The 15,320-nt window shown below is 52.8% G+C and carries 16 protein-coding genes; 6 read left to right on the top strand and 10 right to left on the bottom strand.

Features of this window, described 5'->3' with window-relative positions; genetic code table 11:
- Positions 1–84: 84 nt before the first annotated feature.
- On the bottom strand, positions 85–435 hold the full coding sequence (locus H6G53_RS03620) for a DUF5615 family PIN-like protein (RefSeq protein WP_190530942.1): 351 nt from the start codon (positions 433–435) through the stop codon (positions 85–87).
- The gene (locus H6G53_RS03615; RefSeq protein WP_099531542.1) at positions 432–656 is read right to left on the bottom strand and encodes a DUF433 domain-containing protein; all 225 of its coding nucleotides are present in this window, start codon (positions 654–656) and stop codon (positions 432–434) included. The genes H6G53_RS03620 and H6G53_RS03615 overlap by 4 nt, the downstream gene beginning before the upstream one ends.
- A 388-nt stretch (positions 657–1,044) precedes the next feature.
- Between H6G53_RS03615 and glmM the strand changes: the two genes are divergently transcribed.
- Both glmM and H6G53_RS03605 read left to right on the top strand, forming a co-directional pair.
- Positions 1,045–2,541, top strand: coding sequence for a phosphoglucosamine mutase (gene glmM / locus H6G53_RS03610; RefSeq protein WP_190530941.1), 1,497 nt, complete (start codon positions 1,045–1,047; stop codon positions 2,539–2,541).
- Positions 2,542–2,980: 439 nt separating this feature from the next.
- The gene (locus tag H6G53_RS03605) at positions 2,981–3,661 is read left to right on the top strand and encodes a hypothetical protein (RefSeq protein ID WP_190530940.1); all 681 of its coding nucleotides are present in this window, start codon (positions 2,981–2,983) and stop codon (positions 3,659–3,661) included.
- Between the two features lie 205 nt (positions 3,662–3,866).
- Here H6G53_RS03605 and H6G53_RS03600 read toward each other — a convergent pair whose 3' ends face one another.
- The 6 genes from H6G53_RS03600 to H6G53_RS03575 all read right to left on the bottom strand — a co-directional run bounded on the left by H6G53_RS03600 (position 3,867) and on the right by H6G53_RS03575 (position 9,928).
- Entirely contained in the window at positions 3,867–4,796 is a 930-nt protein-coding gene (locus H6G53_RS03600) for a hypothetical protein (protein WP_190530939.1), read from the bottom strand.
- Positions 4,793–5,248 (bottom strand): hypothetical protein, encoded by a 456-nt coding sequence (locus tag H6G53_RS03595; RefSeq protein ID WP_190530938.1) that lies wholly within the window; start codon positions 5,246–5,248, stop codon positions 4,793–4,795. Before H6G53_RS03595 ends, H6G53_RS03600 begins: the two co-directional genes overlap by 4 nt.
- A 79-nt stretch (positions 5,249–5,327) precedes the next feature.
- A complete protein-coding gene (locus tag H6G53_RS03590; RefSeq protein WP_190530937.1) occupies positions 5,328–5,945 on the bottom strand; it encodes a hypothetical protein in 618 nt (205 codons plus the stop codon).
- Positions 5,942–6,376: a DUF29 domain-containing protein gene (locus H6G53_RS03585; protein WP_190530936.1), complete on the bottom strand. Its 435-nt coding sequence runs from the start codon at positions 6,374–6,376 to the stop codon at positions 5,942–5,944. The genes H6G53_RS03590 and H6G53_RS03585 overlap by 4 nt, the downstream gene beginning before the upstream one ends.
- A complete protein-coding gene (locus tag H6G53_RS19145; protein WP_190530935.1) occupies positions 6,373–6,636 on the bottom strand; it encodes a DUF2442 domain-containing protein in 264 nt (87 codons plus the stop codon). The genes H6G53_RS03585 and H6G53_RS19145 overlap by 4 nt, the downstream gene beginning before the upstream one ends.
- Positions 6,637–6,643: 7 nt before the next feature.
- The gene (locus H6G53_RS03575; RefSeq protein WP_190530934.1) at positions 6,644–9,928 is read right to left on the bottom strand and encodes a CHAT domain-containing protein; all 3,285 of its coding nucleotides are present in this window, start codon (positions 9,926–9,928) and stop codon (positions 6,644–6,646) included.
- A gap of 208 nt (positions 9,929–10,136) precedes the next feature.
- Here H6G53_RS03575 and H6G53_RS03570 point away from each other — a divergent pair, with 208 nt between their 5' ends.
- On the top strand, positions 10,137–10,388 hold the full coding sequence (locus H6G53_RS03570) for a UPF0175 family protein (RefSeq protein ID WP_190354529.1): 252 nt from the start codon (positions 10,137–10,139) through the stop codon (positions 10,386–10,388).
- Positions 10,363–10,854: a DUF3368 domain-containing protein gene (locus tag H6G53_RS03565; RefSeq protein ID WP_242030689.1), complete on the top strand. Its 492-nt coding sequence runs from the start codon at positions 10,363–10,365 to the stop codon at positions 10,852–10,854. Before H6G53_RS03570 ends, H6G53_RS03565 begins: the two co-directional genes overlap by 26 nt.
- Positions 10,855–10,951: 97 nt before the next feature.
- Here H6G53_RS03565 and H6G53_RS03560 read toward each other — a convergent pair whose 3' ends face one another.
- Positions 10,952–11,194 carry a hypothetical protein gene (locus tag H6G53_RS03560; protein WP_190530933.1) on the bottom strand — a complete coding sequence of 81 codons (243 nt, stop codon included), beginning with the start codon at positions 11,192–11,194 and terminating at the stop codon, positions 10,952–10,954.
- Between the two features lie 156 nt (positions 11,195–11,350).
- Here H6G53_RS03560 and H6G53_RS03555 point away from each other — a divergent pair, with 156 nt between their 5' ends.
- Positions 11,351–11,917, top strand: coding sequence for a Uma2 family endonuclease (locus H6G53_RS03555; RefSeq protein ID WP_190530932.1), 567 nt, complete (start codon positions 11,351–11,353; stop codon positions 11,915–11,917).
- A gap of 44 nt (positions 11,918–11,961) precedes the next feature.
- Here H6G53_RS03555 and H6G53_RS03550 read toward each other — a convergent pair whose 3' ends face one another.
- Positions 11,962–13,692, bottom strand: a complete 1,731-nt coding sequence (locus H6G53_RS03550) for a hypothetical protein (protein ID WP_190530931.1) — start codon at positions 13,690–13,692, stop codon at positions 11,962–11,964.
- A 344-nt stretch (positions 13,693–14,036) separates the two neighbouring features.
- Here H6G53_RS03550 and H6G53_RS03545 point away from each other — a divergent pair, with 344 nt between their 5' ends.
- Positions 14,037–15,221, top strand: a complete 1,185-nt coding sequence (locus H6G53_RS03545) for a hypothetical protein (protein WP_190530930.1) — start codon at positions 14,037–14,039, stop codon at positions 15,219–15,221.
- Positions 15,222–15,320: the final 99 nt, after the last annotated feature.

Raw genomic sequence — 15,320 nt, 5'->3', positions numbered from 1 at the left:
ATGAGCGTAACATTGGTGTACTACTTTTTGATTGTTTGGGGTAAGAATTACATCTTCTTACCCCTTTTTTATAACCTGAATCTGTCATTCAACACTTCTGGGCTCGTGCAACTCCAAACAATCAATTTCGGGATTCGTGAGCAGTTCCCGAATTGCCTCAATCCCCGATCTCAGCATCGATTCCACCTTAGCCGTCGGAGCATTGCCGCAACGCAACCACAGCACCTTGGGCGGCGAACCATAGAGCCGACTGCGTTCCGCAAAGTCCGCATCCTGGGTGACGATGCAAAATCCGCGATCGCGCGCAAACTCCCAAATCTCACTGTCAGGGGCTTCCGCCAGCCCTTCCAATTGCACATGGCTCGCGTCCGGCAGCAGCTCCGCCAGTCGTCCCAACAGTTTTCGGCTCAGATTTTGATCGAATAACAGTCTCATGCCGCGATCGCCACAAGTCGATGATCGCGATCGGCTGCAAAGGCCAAGCAAGCCAAAATATCCTGCATTGTCAGCTCTGGGAAATCATCCAAAATTTCCTCAAAGGACATTTCCGCCGCCAACCAACCCAGCACGTCATAGACCGTAATTCGCATACGCCGAATGCATGGCTTTCCACCTCGTTTATCCGGCTCGATCGTAATGATTTGGCGATAGTCGATCATGGCTTTGTTTGTCGGTTGCTCTTAACTGAAATGTTGCGTGATCGGCGCGTTGAAAACGGGGGGCTGATTGGCCATCGGAACCGCGATGCCTGCGAATGCCAATGTTGTGGGTTCCATACGTCCTACCGATCGAATGCTCTTTTGATTTGATTGATTTAATGCGATCGAATCCTCCTGACTGGGGGCAAACCGGGGCGATCGCGCCTCACATCTGCCTTAAGTTTACTCACTCCCCCAAACAGCGCCATGGTATCGGGGGCGATCCAACCGCTCGATCGGCCCGTGCTATCCTTCAGGCGAGTTGCGAACTATGTCGATCGTGCGGACGCGGGATCGATTTGGTGTGGAAAGCAACACAAACCCTTGGTGTGGAGTGAGCGCAATTATGGTTACGTCTCCTGTTCGGTTGGGTCGCGAATCGGGCGAACTTGGGTTGAACCAAAAACCCCAGGATTTGGAGCAACCAAGCTTGAATCTGAATCTGCATGGGTTGTCGCCCCTGGAAATTCCCGAGAGCGTGCCCCTGTTTGGAACCGACGGGATTCGCGGGCGTGTGGGCGAGGTGTTGACCGCGAGCCTGGCGCTGCATGTGGGCTATTGGGCCGGGCGTGTGTTTGCAGCGCGATCGGGCAAAGGGGCGATCGTCGTGGGCCAAGATTCCCGCAACTCCAGCGAAATGCTGGCGGCGGCCCTGACGGCGGGGCTGACGGCGGCCGGGCTGGAGGTGTGGAATGTGGGACTCTGCCCAACTCCTTGCGTGGCCTATTTGGTGGAAGCGACTGGGGCGATCGGGGGCGCGATGATTTCCGCCAGCCACAACCCGCCCGGCGACAACGGCTTGAAGTTCTTCGGCCCCGATGGGCACAAGCTGGCCAAGGAAGCCCAACAACAAATTGAATCGGCCCTGCGCCACCACGTGTTGCCTGGTCTGGAACCCGTGACCGGTTGCGGGCGTGGCTATTTCCGGCCCGAGCTGGTGCGCGGCTATGCGGTGTCCCTGGAACAAACCCTAGAGCAAGAGGGCTGGGGCGATCGCCCGTTGGCGGGTTTGAAGGTGGTGTTGGATACGGCTTGGGGAGCCAGCGCCAAGGTGGCCCCGGCGGTGTTTGAGGAGTTGGGCGCAACGGTGATTCTGCTGCACGGGGAACCGGACGGCGATCGGATTAATGTGAATTGCGGCTCAACTCACTTAGAGTCCCTGAAGGCGGCGGTGGTTGAGCATCAAGCGGATTTGGGTTTCGCCTTTGATGGGGATGCCGATCGCGTGTTGGCAGTGGATGGCCAAGGGCGCGTGGTTGATGGCGACTACATCCTTTATTTCTGGGGCCAAACCCTGCGATCGAGTGACAAGCTACCGGAAGCAACGATCGTTTCGACGGTGATGGCCAACCTGGGCTTTGAGCGGGCTTGGCAAAAACAAGGCGGCAATCTGATCCGCACGGCCGTGGGCGATCAATATGTGCAAAAGGCGATGCTCGATCGCGGCTACATGCTCGGCGGTGAGCAGTCGGGTCACATCCTCTGCCGTCACTATGCCGTCAGCGGCGATGGCACGTTGGTGGCGCTGCACTTGGCGGCCCTGGTGAAGCAGTCCGGGCGATCGCTCACCTCCTGGGTGGATGACAGCTTCCAGAAATATCCGCAACTGCTGGAAAATGTGCGGGTTGAGGATCGCGCGCGCCGGTTGGGCTGGCAAGATTGCGCCCCCGTGGCCGAGGCGATCGCCCAGGCCGAAACCCAAATGGGCGATGCGGGCCGGATTTTGGTGCGGGCTTCGGGCACGGAGCCGGTGATTCGGGTGATGGTGGAAGCGGCCGAAGCGGATTTGGTGCGCCATTGGGCCGATCGCCTGGCCGCCGTGGTGCGATCGCACTTGAGCTAGGTTCCCAACGCGCGATCGGGTGGGTTAATCCGGGCGATCGACCCACCCATTTCCTGTTGGTTTTCTGGGCGGGTTATTGCGTCAACCTTGAAGCCGCTGATCTACCCAACGTCCTCCAAGTCAGTCCAGTTGATTCAATTCTGAAAACCCTTGAGAGTCAATAAAATTCAACCCAAATTTTAGAAGCCAAAGTCTCATTAATACTTAAAGTTTTAAAATCAAAAACTTAAAATTTCAAAACCAAAATCATCAGACATTACAAAAAGCCTTCTCATTTTTATTGATTGGGTTAGTGCTTAACAGATCAACATATTTCCTGTGCAATCGGGCAGGTAATGCCTATCTTGATGGGAGTAGTTGTTCTGGATCTGAAATGATATTTTTCCAGCTAAAGATTACACAACAGAGACCGCCTCAAACCCAGTACCAAGCTAGCCCCATGAATTGGCAGCGGCTAGGGGAGTTCGTGGGCCGCCGTTGGGTTGTTGGGTTTGTGGTGGGACTGGCGATCGCGCTGCTGACGGCAACGGGACTGCAAGCCGCGCCACCTCCACCCGACTATTACCCCTTTCCCTTGAATGGTCGTTGGGAATATGCCACGACCAATGCAGCACAGGGCACAACGGGCAACTTGCTAATCAAGGTGATTGGGGCCGATCGCGACGGCTCGCAAATGCGCTACACCACTGAGCAAGATTTGGGATTTGGGCCATCTAATTTGCTCTATCTCAAGGGAGAAGGTTGGGTCAAGGAAATTAAGTTTGTGTTGGCTCGTAATGGCATGACCAACGAAACGGTTAATGATCCAATCAAGCCCATTTTAAAAAATCCACCGAAGGTGGGCGATCAATGGTCTTGGACTGGTCAGCAGGTGGGTGCAGCCACCACGAACGCCTCCGAATCCTTCAAGGCAGCGGCGGCGGAAGAGGTCACGGTTCCAGCGGGCAAATTTAATACAATTCGGGTGGAAATTACGGGAGAAAAAGCGGGAACGGCATTCCGCAAGGTGATGTGGTATGCCGATCGTGTTGGGCCAGTGAAGTGGCAAATTTGGGATGCCAGCAATGTGCTACAAACCACCACGGAGCTGAAGCGATACGAATTTCCCAAGGCTTCCTAGCCTTGCCCGATGACAGATTTGGCAGCCGCAACACGGGGCGATCGGGGGATTGAATGGTCATTATCCCCCTCGCCGTCAATTATTACGGGTCTGCGATCATGCCCCAGCCTTTCGCCTACATTTGTTGCGGTCGGGATCCGGGAGACAACTATGCTCGATCGCCTGAGATAGCAAAGCCATGAAATTAGTTTTCATGTGCGAATTTCTATTGATCAATTACTGGGGAAATTTCTGAAGTTGCAATGAATTGATAGGACTCTGGCAAAGTACCACGCCAAAGATATTGAGTTAACATCCGTCCGGCGGCCGGTTCTTGGTCTGCTTGCTTCGGAAAGGGTAATCGCAAAGCCTCGTAGAGCAAGGCGCGATAGAGATCAAAACTCGCTTCGATTAAGTCGCCATAGGTTTTGGCCGCGGCGATCGCCCAGTGATAGGCAAAGCAAATTGAGAACAGGGCGATTAGTGCTGCCCACCAAGCCCAAAACGCCCAAATGAAAAATAACCAGCTCCAAATCCACAGCCGAGCCATGGCATTCAGTTCAGCCCGCGCTGCCTGTAAATCTGCTTTGGCGGATTCGGGCAGCAACAGCCACAATCGTGGCCAACAAATTACCGCATCCAACCCATATTTATCGAGCGATCGCAACTCCGCCGCCCGCAAGATATTCCCCAACGGCGTGGGCATCATATCAATATCTTGGACGGGAAAATTATTGAGTTGGCGATCGAGTTTGACACGTAATTGGCGATCGCGACTGGTGAGTCTTGGGAGATTATCTAATTTTTGAAATTGTGATTCAAGCTTTTCCTTAGCCTTGATTTGCTGGCGAATGAAGTGATCTTTAAATCCATTAAAAATAGGATACCAATAGCCCTCAAGGCCGCGTAGTGCCATCAGTTGAAACCGTTCCACTACGGCTGCTGAGGCGATCGCCCCGCCCAGCACGGCCACCAACAAAGCCAACTGTAATGGTTCCGGCTGTTTGGTGAACCAATCCGTGAAGGGTTGCCAGCCAAATCGCTGAATAACCGCCACTAAGCCCCCCGCCCAAAAGACAATGGCAGAAGTCAGCAGACTCGAAATCCACTGTTCTGCAACCTTGCCGCCTGCGCCTTCGAGTACCTTGGCAGTCATGGGTTCTCCTGCGAGAGATTAGACCGTAGCTGCTGAAATTCAGCGATCGGGATTAGGGAAAGATTATGGGTTGGGCAACGGGGAATCGGTTGGCCAACGCTGCGCCGTGACCAGCGATAGTCGCCGTGGGGACAAATATATTTATCGGTCGCAACGTAGCTGGCATTCCCGGGAAGGGCTTCAAAACTTTTGCGTTGGTTGTTGGATGAGTCAATCAGAAAGGATTGCAGCCAAGTTTTTGTAGATTCATGTGTGTTTAAGTACTCTTCGACTTGAGTGGCGATCGCGCTGATGGTTTCGTAATGTAGATCGCGCAGATCAAAAGGTACTTGATTCAGCAGTTCAGCGAGGCGATTGTCTAGGCTTTTTGCAGTTTCGGGAGCCAACAAATCCGGTAATTCGCTGCGAATCGTGCGAGCAGCCTCAAATAAATCTTCGTCCGTGTAGAGCATCGGTTTCGAGGGCTTTAATCAAGACAGGTTAGAAGATGAATCAAATTGAGAATTTTCGTGTGGCATTTGTGATTCTGAGCTAATGCATTAGAATGCCAATCAAGACTCGGAGTAGATGTTCCAATTCCGTGAAAATTGAATAGAGGTTTAGATCTTGATAAATCACTTTTTTCTCAAAATCGAGTAACGAAAATTGCCAAATTTTCCCGATTGAAACAGCTCCCCAAAGTTGGGGTTTCAGAACTAAGCTTTCTTGGTTTTCTTGGGCAATCGCAATTAGCTCAACGGCCAGTTGCTTGAATCCGCGCTCTAGGTTTTCATCCTTGGCTTCAATCACGAGTAAGCGATCGCGTGACTGCAAGAAATAGTCGATCGAGCCTCGTAGTTGGCTACTAACTTCCACTGGATAGCTAACCCGCAATTGGCTATTGGTGGCCAGCACTACCTCCGTAAGCAAGGGTGCGATCAAAAACTCCCGCCGAGCCATTTCGTTATCTGCTCGAATCAGGTGCATAGTTTTTTTGAGCCGTAATTGCAGCGGCTCGATCGCGAAGGGCAATGATTCCGCCTGGGGTAATGTCAGCTCAGCTAGTTCAAAGCCGTAGCCGAAATTTGCCAAAATTTCTTCAGGGTAGGCATTGAGCTTAAAGTAGTCGGAAAATGAACAGCTTTCCGGTAGCTTAATCGGTCGAATCATGGGCTGAATTCCAATTCATCTGATAAGATAAATTCCAACGTAAATGGCGCAGTTTCGGGAAATACAGAATCAGCAAGGTTAGTTTCTTGAATAGCCAGGTCTCGCCCATCAAGATAAGCTTCGCGGAAAGCTTCGTCTAAAAATGGTTGCAAGCTGGGATTATTTTTGAGTAGCCGCTGAATGCGTCGTCGCTGCTCGCGAATCGTGCCGATCCAGGAGTTTTTTCGCCTCTCAGGCTGATAGCACCACTTCAACAGATGACCAATCAGAACACCTAAGCGATTGATCAACTGCTCACGTTCTTGGCGACCCAGGACGGCGATTTCTTCGATTAAATTTGGGAGGTCGATCGCCCCGAAATCACGATTTTGCAGCAGCGCGATTTGCTCCTGTGTCCAAGCATAAAAGTCGCGGTCATAAGTGGTGTTCATGCTGACAATATTTGGGGGGCGATCGGTACAGGGATAGAGTCTAGATAAAGCGTGTCTGGGCAAATATCTTGCTCATTGGGCCAAGTCACTGTGCCATTGAACGCCTTGGCTTTCCGAAAATAAGCTTCGTCCCTGAGTTCCTGAAACACGCCAAAATCTAAGAGCGATAAGCAATCATAAGCTCGCACTTCTTGATTGGTGAACTGAATTTCAAGTGTGTAATTGCTGCGTGGAATAACGCTGTGGACTCGGGGATTCATGTCTGGATTATATGCCGGTGTAGCTGAAGCCTGCCCAGTAGTAGGGGTGGGCAAATGGGTGTTCAGCTCCTCGAAGCCCGATGCCTGTGAGCTGGCGAATTTCGGAAGGGGTTGCGGTGCGGAGCCACTGTTGGGCTTGGCGGAGGGCGATCGGTGGGGTGAGGTGATCGTTGCGCCAGAGGTCGTAGAACTTGGTGAGTAGGATCATGGTGCTTTGCTCATTCACAGCCCAGAGGGAGGCGATCGCCCCGGCCACGCCTGCTTGCAACAACCCAACGGGCAAGCCGATCGCCTCGTCGGCTAAGTCTAGGCCGGGGAGACCCGTTTCACAGGCGGAAAGGACGGCCAGCCGGATGCCGTGTTTGCCGCCTTCGGTGAGCTTGAGGTTAAACAGGTCGCGCAGGGTCAGCAGGTCGTCGTTCATCAGCAGTCCGCTATTGAGGGGTTCGTTGAAGTTGGCGGTTCCGTGGCAGGAGAAATGGACGATCGCCTGTTGACCCAGGTTTGCAGCAACGGTGGCGGTAGTGGCTTTTTCGTGCCGTAGGACGGTGGGGCGGGGAAAGGTTTTGACGGCGGCCATGACTTCCCGTTCGGAGCTGGGGAGGTCTTGGCGGGGGTTGTCGATCGCCAGGATTGAATCGAGGTGGCTGTCGGGGAATCGCTGGGCGATCGCGCGGGCGGCCACGAGGGATTGGGCGTTGGGGGCGTAGGTGAAGGTCAGCTCATCGAGGGCGTAGCGGCGGCCGGTGGGGCGGCTGGGGTCGGGTGTCCAGGCGGCATGAAGGGGCAACAACCCGAGCAAGCCGGTGGGAATCAGGATCGCTTGGGTGTAATTGTGCTGCTTGAGGCGATCGATTAGGGGAGCCATCAGGTTGTCCCACAGTTGGCGGGTTCCCTGGTCGATCGCCTCCAGCCAGCCGGGGAAGTCGTTGCGGTGATTTTGGGAGGCGTTGAGCCAGGTTTGCACCAAGTCGGTAAGGGTGGCTTCGGGGAACGCATCGAGCCACAGGGGGTCGATCGCCTGGGGGGTGGCGATTAGGGCGAGGCTACCGTTGGGGGTGGGAATCAGGTAGACGGTGGGTGCTTCGGTGCTGAGGTTTTGTTGAATCTCTGCGAGGCTGGGTGCTTGCAGGAAGGTTTCATAGCCGGGGACTTGGCGAATTTGGGCGATCGCTTCGGTCAATTCCTGGCGGAGTCTTTGGGCTTCGTTGCGGTGTTGTTCGGGGGTGATGGCTTGGCGATCGCGGACTTGCTGTTCGCGTTGGAGGCTTTCCAGGTTTTGCAGTTGGTTGGTGATGTCGCGATAGCGATCGAACAGGTCGGGGCGCTGTTGTTGGAGTTGCACGAGGTCGGCGCGATCGCGTTGGAGTCGTTCGCTGAGACCCCGGGCGCGGCCCCGTTCGATCGTGGCAACCGCTTGATCAAGTTGACCGATTTTGGCGTAGGCGTAGGCAGCGCGGCGGGGAAGATCACCTGTTTCTTTAAGTTCACCGGCTTGGCTGTCGAGCAAAGTACAGGCTTGATACAAATTTTCCGCAGCGGCGAGGGCTTGCCCATAGGCTTGGGTCGCAGCATCCCAATTCTGTAACTCGCTTTGGAGCTTGCCAAGGGATCGAGCAGTTTGGCGGCATTCATTAGGAAATGCTTGATGGGTTCTGACTTTGAGCGCTAAGTTGTAGGCAGTAATAGCCTGCTTTAAGTTTTCAGCTTCATCTTCTTGAAGATAGTCACGGTAAGTATGAGCCAGGTTGTTTTGTATAGCTGCCCATTGATATGGGAAAGCATCATACTTATAGACTTTTATGGCAAGTTTATAAGCAATTATTGCTGCTTCTTGATTTTTTCCTTTAGTACCTTTTACACGTTGACTATAAGCTGTTGCTAAATTATGCTGTGTTGCTGCCCACTGCACAGGCAAATTGTCAAATCTTCTTATCTTTAGAGCAGCCTTACATAAGGCAATTGCCTTTTCTAAATTGTCAGCTTTCTCCCCTTTTAGACGATTGCCATACATAGTCGCCAGGTTGTTTTGTATCGTTGCCCATTGTCTTGGAAATGTATCACGAGTATAAACTTCTAGAGCAAGTTTGCAGTGATTAATTGCCATCTCTAAATTTTCTGTTTTTTTACCTCGAATACGATTGCTATAAGCCACTGCAAGATTACTATGAGTTGCTGCCCACTGTTCAGGAAGCTCTTTCTTTTTTCTGACTTGCAAGGCAAGTTGATACGCAGCAATCGCCATTTCAAAATTATCTGCTCTTTCTCCAAAAATACGATGACGATAAGCGGCTCCAAGGTTATTTTGGATCATTGCCCACTTTTGAGGAAAAGACTCTCGAGTATAAACTTTTAAAATATCCTTGTAGATATCTATTGCCATCTCTAGATTGTCCGATCTATATCCCTGGACTCGATCATAGTAAGCAATAGCAAGATTGTTTTGCGTCATTGCCCAATCTTGAGGAAAAGATTCATAAGTGTAAACCTCTAGAACTTTCTTGTAAATATCTATTGCCATTTCAAGATTGTCAGTGATTTTCCCTTGAATACGATTACGATAGGCATTAGCAAGACTATTCTGTGTCATTGCCCAGTCTTGAGGGCAAAAATCACGACTTCTGATTTCTAGTGACTTTTTATAAATGGAAATCGCTATTTCTTTATTTTCTACCTCACTGCCCCAAATACGGTCTAGATAAGCGTTAGCTAGATTATGTTGTGCTGTTGCCCAATCTTCAGGAAAAGATTCACGAGTATAGATTTCCAAGGACAGATTGCACGATACAATTGCCATTTCTAAGTTTAACCAACGAATGCCTAAATGAAATTGTCCAATCAGATTTCCAAATTCACCAAACATGGCAGCAACCAACTCAGGTGAATTTTGTTTTTTTAGAACTTGAAAAGCCAATGGCAGCGCGATCAAAAAGTCCCAATTTAGCTTCCTTAAATTTAATTTCCAAAATTCATATACACGATTTGCACTACCTTGATTTTCATAAATATTTATCATCACTTCTCCTATAAAACTCATTGTAGTTGGATTAGCATACACGGTCTTAGATCTCAGTTCTAAAGTCTGTGCTATTCGGTTCGCCCACTGCTTTAGCCAGACAGCATCACGGTGACCAATAGATGCCATATGGCCAGGAACGAAATACATTATTTCTACTAGACCCGCATCCACCAACTCCGCCTGGGCTTGCAAAACGCTTGCCTCTTCTCCCTCTGGACAAGCCAACAACTGCTGAATCAATTGCAAATAAGCCTGAAGTCGTTGCTCGTCCATGGGGCCGCCTCAATCCCTCGGTGAATCATCACCAAAACGCTGCCCCCACCCTAGCGCCCCATTCCCCTCACTGCCCAGCGCCTTTGTGAGCCAAGCCCCCAACCATCACCCCCCAGAGCTAATCGATCGCCCTGCCTCCCTCCTTTCAGCGGTGCTAAGATCGCCGCAAACCACAGACCAACAGGCAGCAGGCGATCGCCCAAAAATCATGGGACTACAACTCTCAATTCCCGATTCAATTGTTCAAGCCATTCGCCTACCAGAACCCCGCATCGAGCGCGAACTACGGCGCGAACTCGCGATCGCCCTCTATGCCCAAAACCTGCTGGCCTTCGGCAAAGCCCGCGAACTTGCTGAAATGGATAAATACGACTTCGGCCAACTACTTGCCCAACGCGGAATTCTGCGACATTACAGCCATGAAGAACTAGACGATGACCTCGCTTATGCTAGTCGTTAGCAACACCTCGCCAATTTTGAACTTGGCTATCATTAATCAACTTTTTCTTTTGCAACAGCAATTTGGCAAAGTCCTCATTCCCAAAGCTGTTGTAGAAGAACTAAAAATCAGCGAAAATCGTCCTGGATCTGCGATTATTCAAGACGCGATCACCTCAGGATGGATTGAAGTTCAAGAAGCTCATGATCAGTCCTTGACTCGACTGCTAAAGCAAACTCTCGATCAAGGAGAATCCGAAGCAATTTCCCTCGCGCTAGAACTCAATGCTGACTGGATACTCTTGGACGAGCGAGAAGGTCGAAAAACAGCTAAATCTTTGGGATTGCAAGTAACAGGTATTTTGGGAATTTTGCTCCGAGCGGAACAAGACGGCCAGCTTGAATCCTTGCCAGTAGCAATCAACAATCTCATTCATCAAGCCGGCTTTCGGATTGCTCCAGATTTACTCAAACAAATATTGGAGTGAAAATCAGATTATTTAGACTAAGGATCTTCTCAAAAATCAAATGTCTCGGCATCAATAATAAAATCACTGATGACGCAAGTATCCAAAAGATAACGCATCAAAATAACTCTATTTCTTGGGGATCAATTAACTCGCTGCGATCAGACTCAAACTCAGGAAAATCGGGACTTGGTTCATAATTCAAAACCGCCCCCGGCCACTGAGTCGTGATCACTGGTGGCATCTGGACTAGCTGCCGAAGAATCTGTAGCACAATCAACGGCAAAGGGAGATTAGCCTGGGCCGCTTGGCGCAGCAAATACCCCTCCAAATCCGGCGGCAAAGTAATCGTGATTTGCATCGATACCCTCCAAATCGTGAATGTATCACCAACCTCGACAGCGGCAACCCAAGTCCTCACCATTTTAGCCAACCGCTACCGGCGATCGCCCTGCCCAAATCAGTACAATCAACATAACGCCCCAGCCTCGCTGTCACCGACCCAGCGATAACCCCCATGGTTGCCAATGCTGACCCGAAAAATCGGTGGACAACCGCCGATTTAGAATTCTTCCCCAATAACGGCGATCGCTACGAAATCATCGACGGAGACCTATACGTGACCCGCGCCCCCCATTGGAGACACCAGGATGCTCTAGGAAACCTCCACACATTCTTGACCCTCTGGGCTAGGCAACACAAGCAAGGCAAAGTTCTGCAATCACCGGGTGTCATCTTGACCGGGGAAGAAAACGTCATTCCCGATCTGGTGTGGGTTAGCAATGAGAAGCTGGCAACCTGCGTCGATGAGTCAGGTCATTTCACAGCAGCTCCTGAGCTGGTTGTTGAAGCAATTTCCCAGTCTTCCCAAGATATTGCGCGCGATCGCCAGGTGAAATTAAAGCTCTATTCCCGAGTTGGTGTGCGGGAATATTGGATCGTGGATTGGCAACAACAAACCGTTGAGATTTATCGGCGATCGCAAGCCCGTTTAGAGCTGGTCTATACCCTCTTTGCCGAAGACGAATTAACTTCACCCTTATTCGCCAATTTCACCCTCAAAGTAGCTGAGATCTTTACCTAATTCGGCTTCTCAAGTTACCGGTTATTTTTGGATTTTTGATGGCATTAGGGCAGTTGCAAAATGCAGCGAGCATCGAGCAGTTGGAGGCGCTTGTTTTCGAGGACAGAACAGGGAGCGATCGCCCGTTCCAAAGCTGGAGTTTCACCGCGATCGAGCCGATCGCTCACGTCTTGAATGAGCGGCTGAAATTGCTGTAACCAAGTGTTATCTGCCAAGTCAGGCTTTGAGAGTGACCAGGGTTCTAATAACCAGAAATTCACTTGATATTTCCGCAAAAAAGCTTGCACCTCCGATAGGTTGCTGGTGTATTGAGCGCGGATGGTGTCTTCAATGCGTTGGCGCAAAACTCGGTAATAGCCCCAATGGTAAGGCAGGGCAAATTCGCGGCTGGCGAGAATCGATCGCCGGGCAAAGATCGGAATGAAATCCGCTTCCTTGGATAAGGAAACCACTAGGGTATCCTTCGGTTGTTTTTGCAGAAATTCATAGACTTCGGCCATGCGTCCTTCCATTTGCAATTGGCTGGACACGGCCAAGTTAGGAACCATGGGCACAACGATCGACAGGCTGAGAACAAGGCTCACCAGGGGCCAGAACCAGCGCGGTTTTTGGGGTTGGGTGGCTCGCATTTGCCGATCGAGCCACAGGCCCAGGGCGATCGCCCCCGCCACTGGCAACACCACCCGCAAGGGCACATAGCCATAGCGATTGGGTAAATACAACCGAAACAGCAGGGCATGGGCTGCGAGAAACAGACCCAACCCACCCCAAACCCAATCCCCCAGCATGGCTAAGTGAGGCGAAAGGCGACTGGCTAGGGGAAATTGACGGGCGCGGGCGGGCCGGCTCAACCAACGGGGCAAGGCCAAGGCCGCCAGGGCGATCGGGGGCACAAATCCCACCCACAGGAAACCGCTACGGGGGGCAAACAGCCAAAAAATCAGCGGATTGGGGTGAAAGAAGAACGATCGCCCGTATTCATTGCCCACAAAGTTAAATTCCGGCAGGGCGGCGGCTTGGGATCGGCTGATCACGGGGCCAAACTCGCTGCTGGTGAACAGTTCCGGCAACAACACCGCAATGGCCATGGCAATGCCCCCGATCGCCAAGCGCCAGTCCAGGGGAGTCAGGGTCTCGGGATGCGATCGCCCCCGACGGGTGGCCCACCAGCGCCGACCCAAATTCACAGTCAGGGCCGCCGCCGCCACCACCGCCACCATTGGATAAAACAAACCGCTGAGGGCGATCGCCCCTAAACAGCCCCAGAGCGATCGACTCAGCAGCGCATCCATCACCGCCAACACCAGGGGCGTGGCAAAGGCTCGCGGCGTGGATGAGGCCAAATCATCCTCCATCCACAGGCTTTGATTCACCAAAATGCAACCCAGCAGGGCCACCCACGGCACGGGCAACAGCCGAATCATCACGCGCCAGGTCAGCGCCGTGGTCACCAGCCCCAAAATCACCGGCCAATATTTACTGACCGTTAGGGGATCCCAGCCGAGGAGGGCCGCTCCGTGATAGAGCCACTGATAGCCCAGGGGAGCAACGGATTGGTAATAGTCAGCGATCCAGTCGCCGGGGAAGAGGCCAGGATCCAGGTAACGAAAGGCCCAAAACACATGCTGGCGCACATCGTCTTGCACGATATAGGGATTGCGTGTGGCCCACTGCACCGACTGCCAGCCATAAAACAACGCCATGGCTCCACTGAGCACCATGCTCCAGCGCCGATCGCCCGATCGCGCCCCTATCCAAGCCCATGCGTTTTTCATCCAACCAAACCTTTCGGGATTCCCGGCAACTGATCAGCCAGAAGCCACCCTAAACCAAGGTTGGGCCGTTTGGGGCGATCGCTGGTGTCGGTTCTCCGTTTGGGTAATGGCGAATTGAGGGGGCGGGCCCCAGCGACAGAGGGGCTTTGGGGTTGGGCCCTGGCTGCAGGGTTGCCAGACCCGATAGAATGGAGGCAGTAATTGTTACCTAAAACTGGGCCATCGCTCCAAGGCTCGTTCTCGTCTAGGGTTTTCGCTCACTTCTCCGCCGTCTCTGTCCAGCGGCTCTCGTTCAGCCTCCCCAACCCCGATCGACGCTCCAACCACTCTCTGATCCTGCTCCGGTGACCCTAACTATGTCCGAGCATCACCATCACTCATCGGGCCATCACCCATCGAGCCATCACCCGGCGGGTCATCATGGCCACAAGGCGCACTCAGGAACCCATGAGCCAGGAACCCATGAGGGTTGGGTGTCGCAACTGCGCGAAACCTTCAGCCTAACGCTGGTGCTGAGAAATCTGCGCTGGTTGGGTGAACCCTTCATCTGGTTGCCGGCCATGGCGATTTCGATGGCGACCTTGGGGGCTTGGGTTTTTTGGAAAAATCCCGATCGCTGGACTAATGCCGAACCTGAGCCGGACAAGGTGGATTGGCTCTCGATTCTGGAGTCCCAACCCGATGATGATTCGGTGGCGGCTGATATTGACTCGTCTAATGTGTTGGCAACGGAGCTAACCCTGCCCCAAAACCAGCGCCGGAACAATCGCAATAACCGCGATCGCCAGAATGAAGAAAAAACGGCGAACAATACCAACTCTGAGCTGGCGGATATTTTGCAGTTGCTCAGTGGCGGTTCGGCGGGCCCCGTGGGCAGTCGATCGCGCGGTGGCGAGGGCAGCGGTTTGGCCCCAAGGGCGGTGAATCAATTTTTGAGCAATGACCCCCGGGCAGCCAGTGCCAATGGCAGTACCTACAGCGTGGGGGGAAGCTCGACCATGCTCAATGGCAATGGGACAACCACCGGCCAGCCCGTGAGTCCCCTGCAAGCGGCGCTCGATCGCCTCTACCTCAACAACGGTGATGGCAGCAGCGATTCCAGCAGCACAACCCCCACCACCAGCCCTAACACCACCACTCCGACGGTTCCCGTGACGGGTTCCAGCGGCACAACTTCCACCATCGGCAGCGGCACAACCAATCCCGCACTACCGAATGTGGCGGTTCCCAATGCTGGGGCCGACAATGGGAACTATGGCGGCTTTGGCAGCCCCACCGGTTATCCCAGCTATGGCTCTGGCCCGGCAACGGCGGGCAGCACCTTGCCCAAAATCCCAACAGCTCCGATGCCGGGCTATGGTTCCACGGGTTCTGGTGTGCCCTTAAACGCCGGTTACAACACGGTTCCCAACAGCCCCGCGATCGCCCCGCCGCCCAACCAGCCGGCCGTGGCTCCGGAACCCGTGACACAGCCATCCCAATCCAACATCGGTGGGCGACCGGTGCGCACCTTCAGCAATCCTTGGTAGGGACTGAGGGCGAAAAATTGGTCTATGTGTTGAGTGTTGATCTACTCTTGACCTACCTTTGACCAGTTTTTGGGCAGTTTTCGAGCAGCCGATCACTCA

Origin of the sequence: Limnothrix sp. FACHB-406 (assembly GCF_014698235.1) — a bacterium.
Classification (GTDB): domain Bacteria; phylum Cyanobacteriota; class Cyanobacteriia; order CACIAM-69d; family CACIAM-69d; genus CACIAM-69d.
Note: the sequence above shows the minus strand (reverse complement) of the source record. Positions and strands in the feature narration are given on the sequence as shown.

Bases quoted from the DNA above. Each gene is read 5' to 3' on its own strand.
- H6G53_RS03620 (WP_190530942.1), bottom strand. From the start codon at position 435: ATGAGACTGTTATTCGATCAAAATCTGAGCCGAAAACTGTTGGGACGA.
- glmM (WP_190530941.1), top strand. From the start codon at position 1,045: ATGGTTACGTCTCCTGTTCGGTTGGGTCGCGAATCGGGCGAACTTGGG.
- H6G53_RS03605 (WP_190530940.1), top strand. From the start codon at position 2,981: ATGAATTGGCAGCGGCTAGGGGAGTTCGTGGGCCGCCGTTGGGTTGTT.
- H6G53_RS03600 (WP_190530939.1), bottom strand. From the start codon at position 4,796: ATGACTGCCAAGGTACTCGAAGGCGCAGGCGGCAAGGTTGCAGAACAG.
- H6G53_RS03595 (WP_190530938.1), bottom strand. From the start codon at position 5,248: ATGCTCTACACGGACGAAGATTTATTTGAGGCTGCTCGCACGATTCGC.
- H6G53_RS03590 (WP_190530937.1), bottom strand. From the start codon at position 5,945: ATGATTCGACCGATTAAGCTACCGGAAAGCTGTTCATTTTCCGACTAC.
- H6G53_RS03585 (WP_190530936.1), bottom strand. From the start codon at position 6,376: ATGAACACCACTTATGACCGCGACTTTTATGCTTGGACACAGGAGCAA.
- H6G53_RS19145 (WP_190530935.1), bottom strand. From the start codon at position 6,636: ATGAATCCCCGAGTCCACAGCGTTATTCCACGCAGCAATTACACACTT.
- H6G53_RS03575 (WP_190530934.1), bottom strand. From the start codon at position 9,928: ATGGACGAGCAACGACTTCAGGCTTATTTGCAATTGATTCAGCAGTTG.
- H6G53_RS03570 (WP_190354529.1), top strand. From the start codon at position 10,137: ATGGGACTACAACTCTCAATTCCCGATTCAATTGTTCAAGCCATTCGC.
- H6G53_RS03565 (WP_242030689.1), top strand. From the start codon at position 10,363: ATGACCTCGCTTATGCTAGTCGTTAGCAACACCTCGCCAATTTTGAAC.
- H6G53_RS03560 (WP_190530933.1), bottom strand. From the start codon at position 11,194: ATGCAAATCACGATTACTTTGCCGCCGGATTTGGAGGGGTATTTGCTG.
- H6G53_RS03555 (WP_190530932.1), top strand. From the start codon at position 11,351: ATGGTTGCCAATGCTGACCCGAAAAATCGGTGGACAACCGCCGATTTA.
- H6G53_RS03550 (WP_190530931.1), bottom strand. From the start codon at position 13,692: ATGAAAAACGCATGGGCTTGGATAGGGGCGCGATCGGGCGATCGGCGC.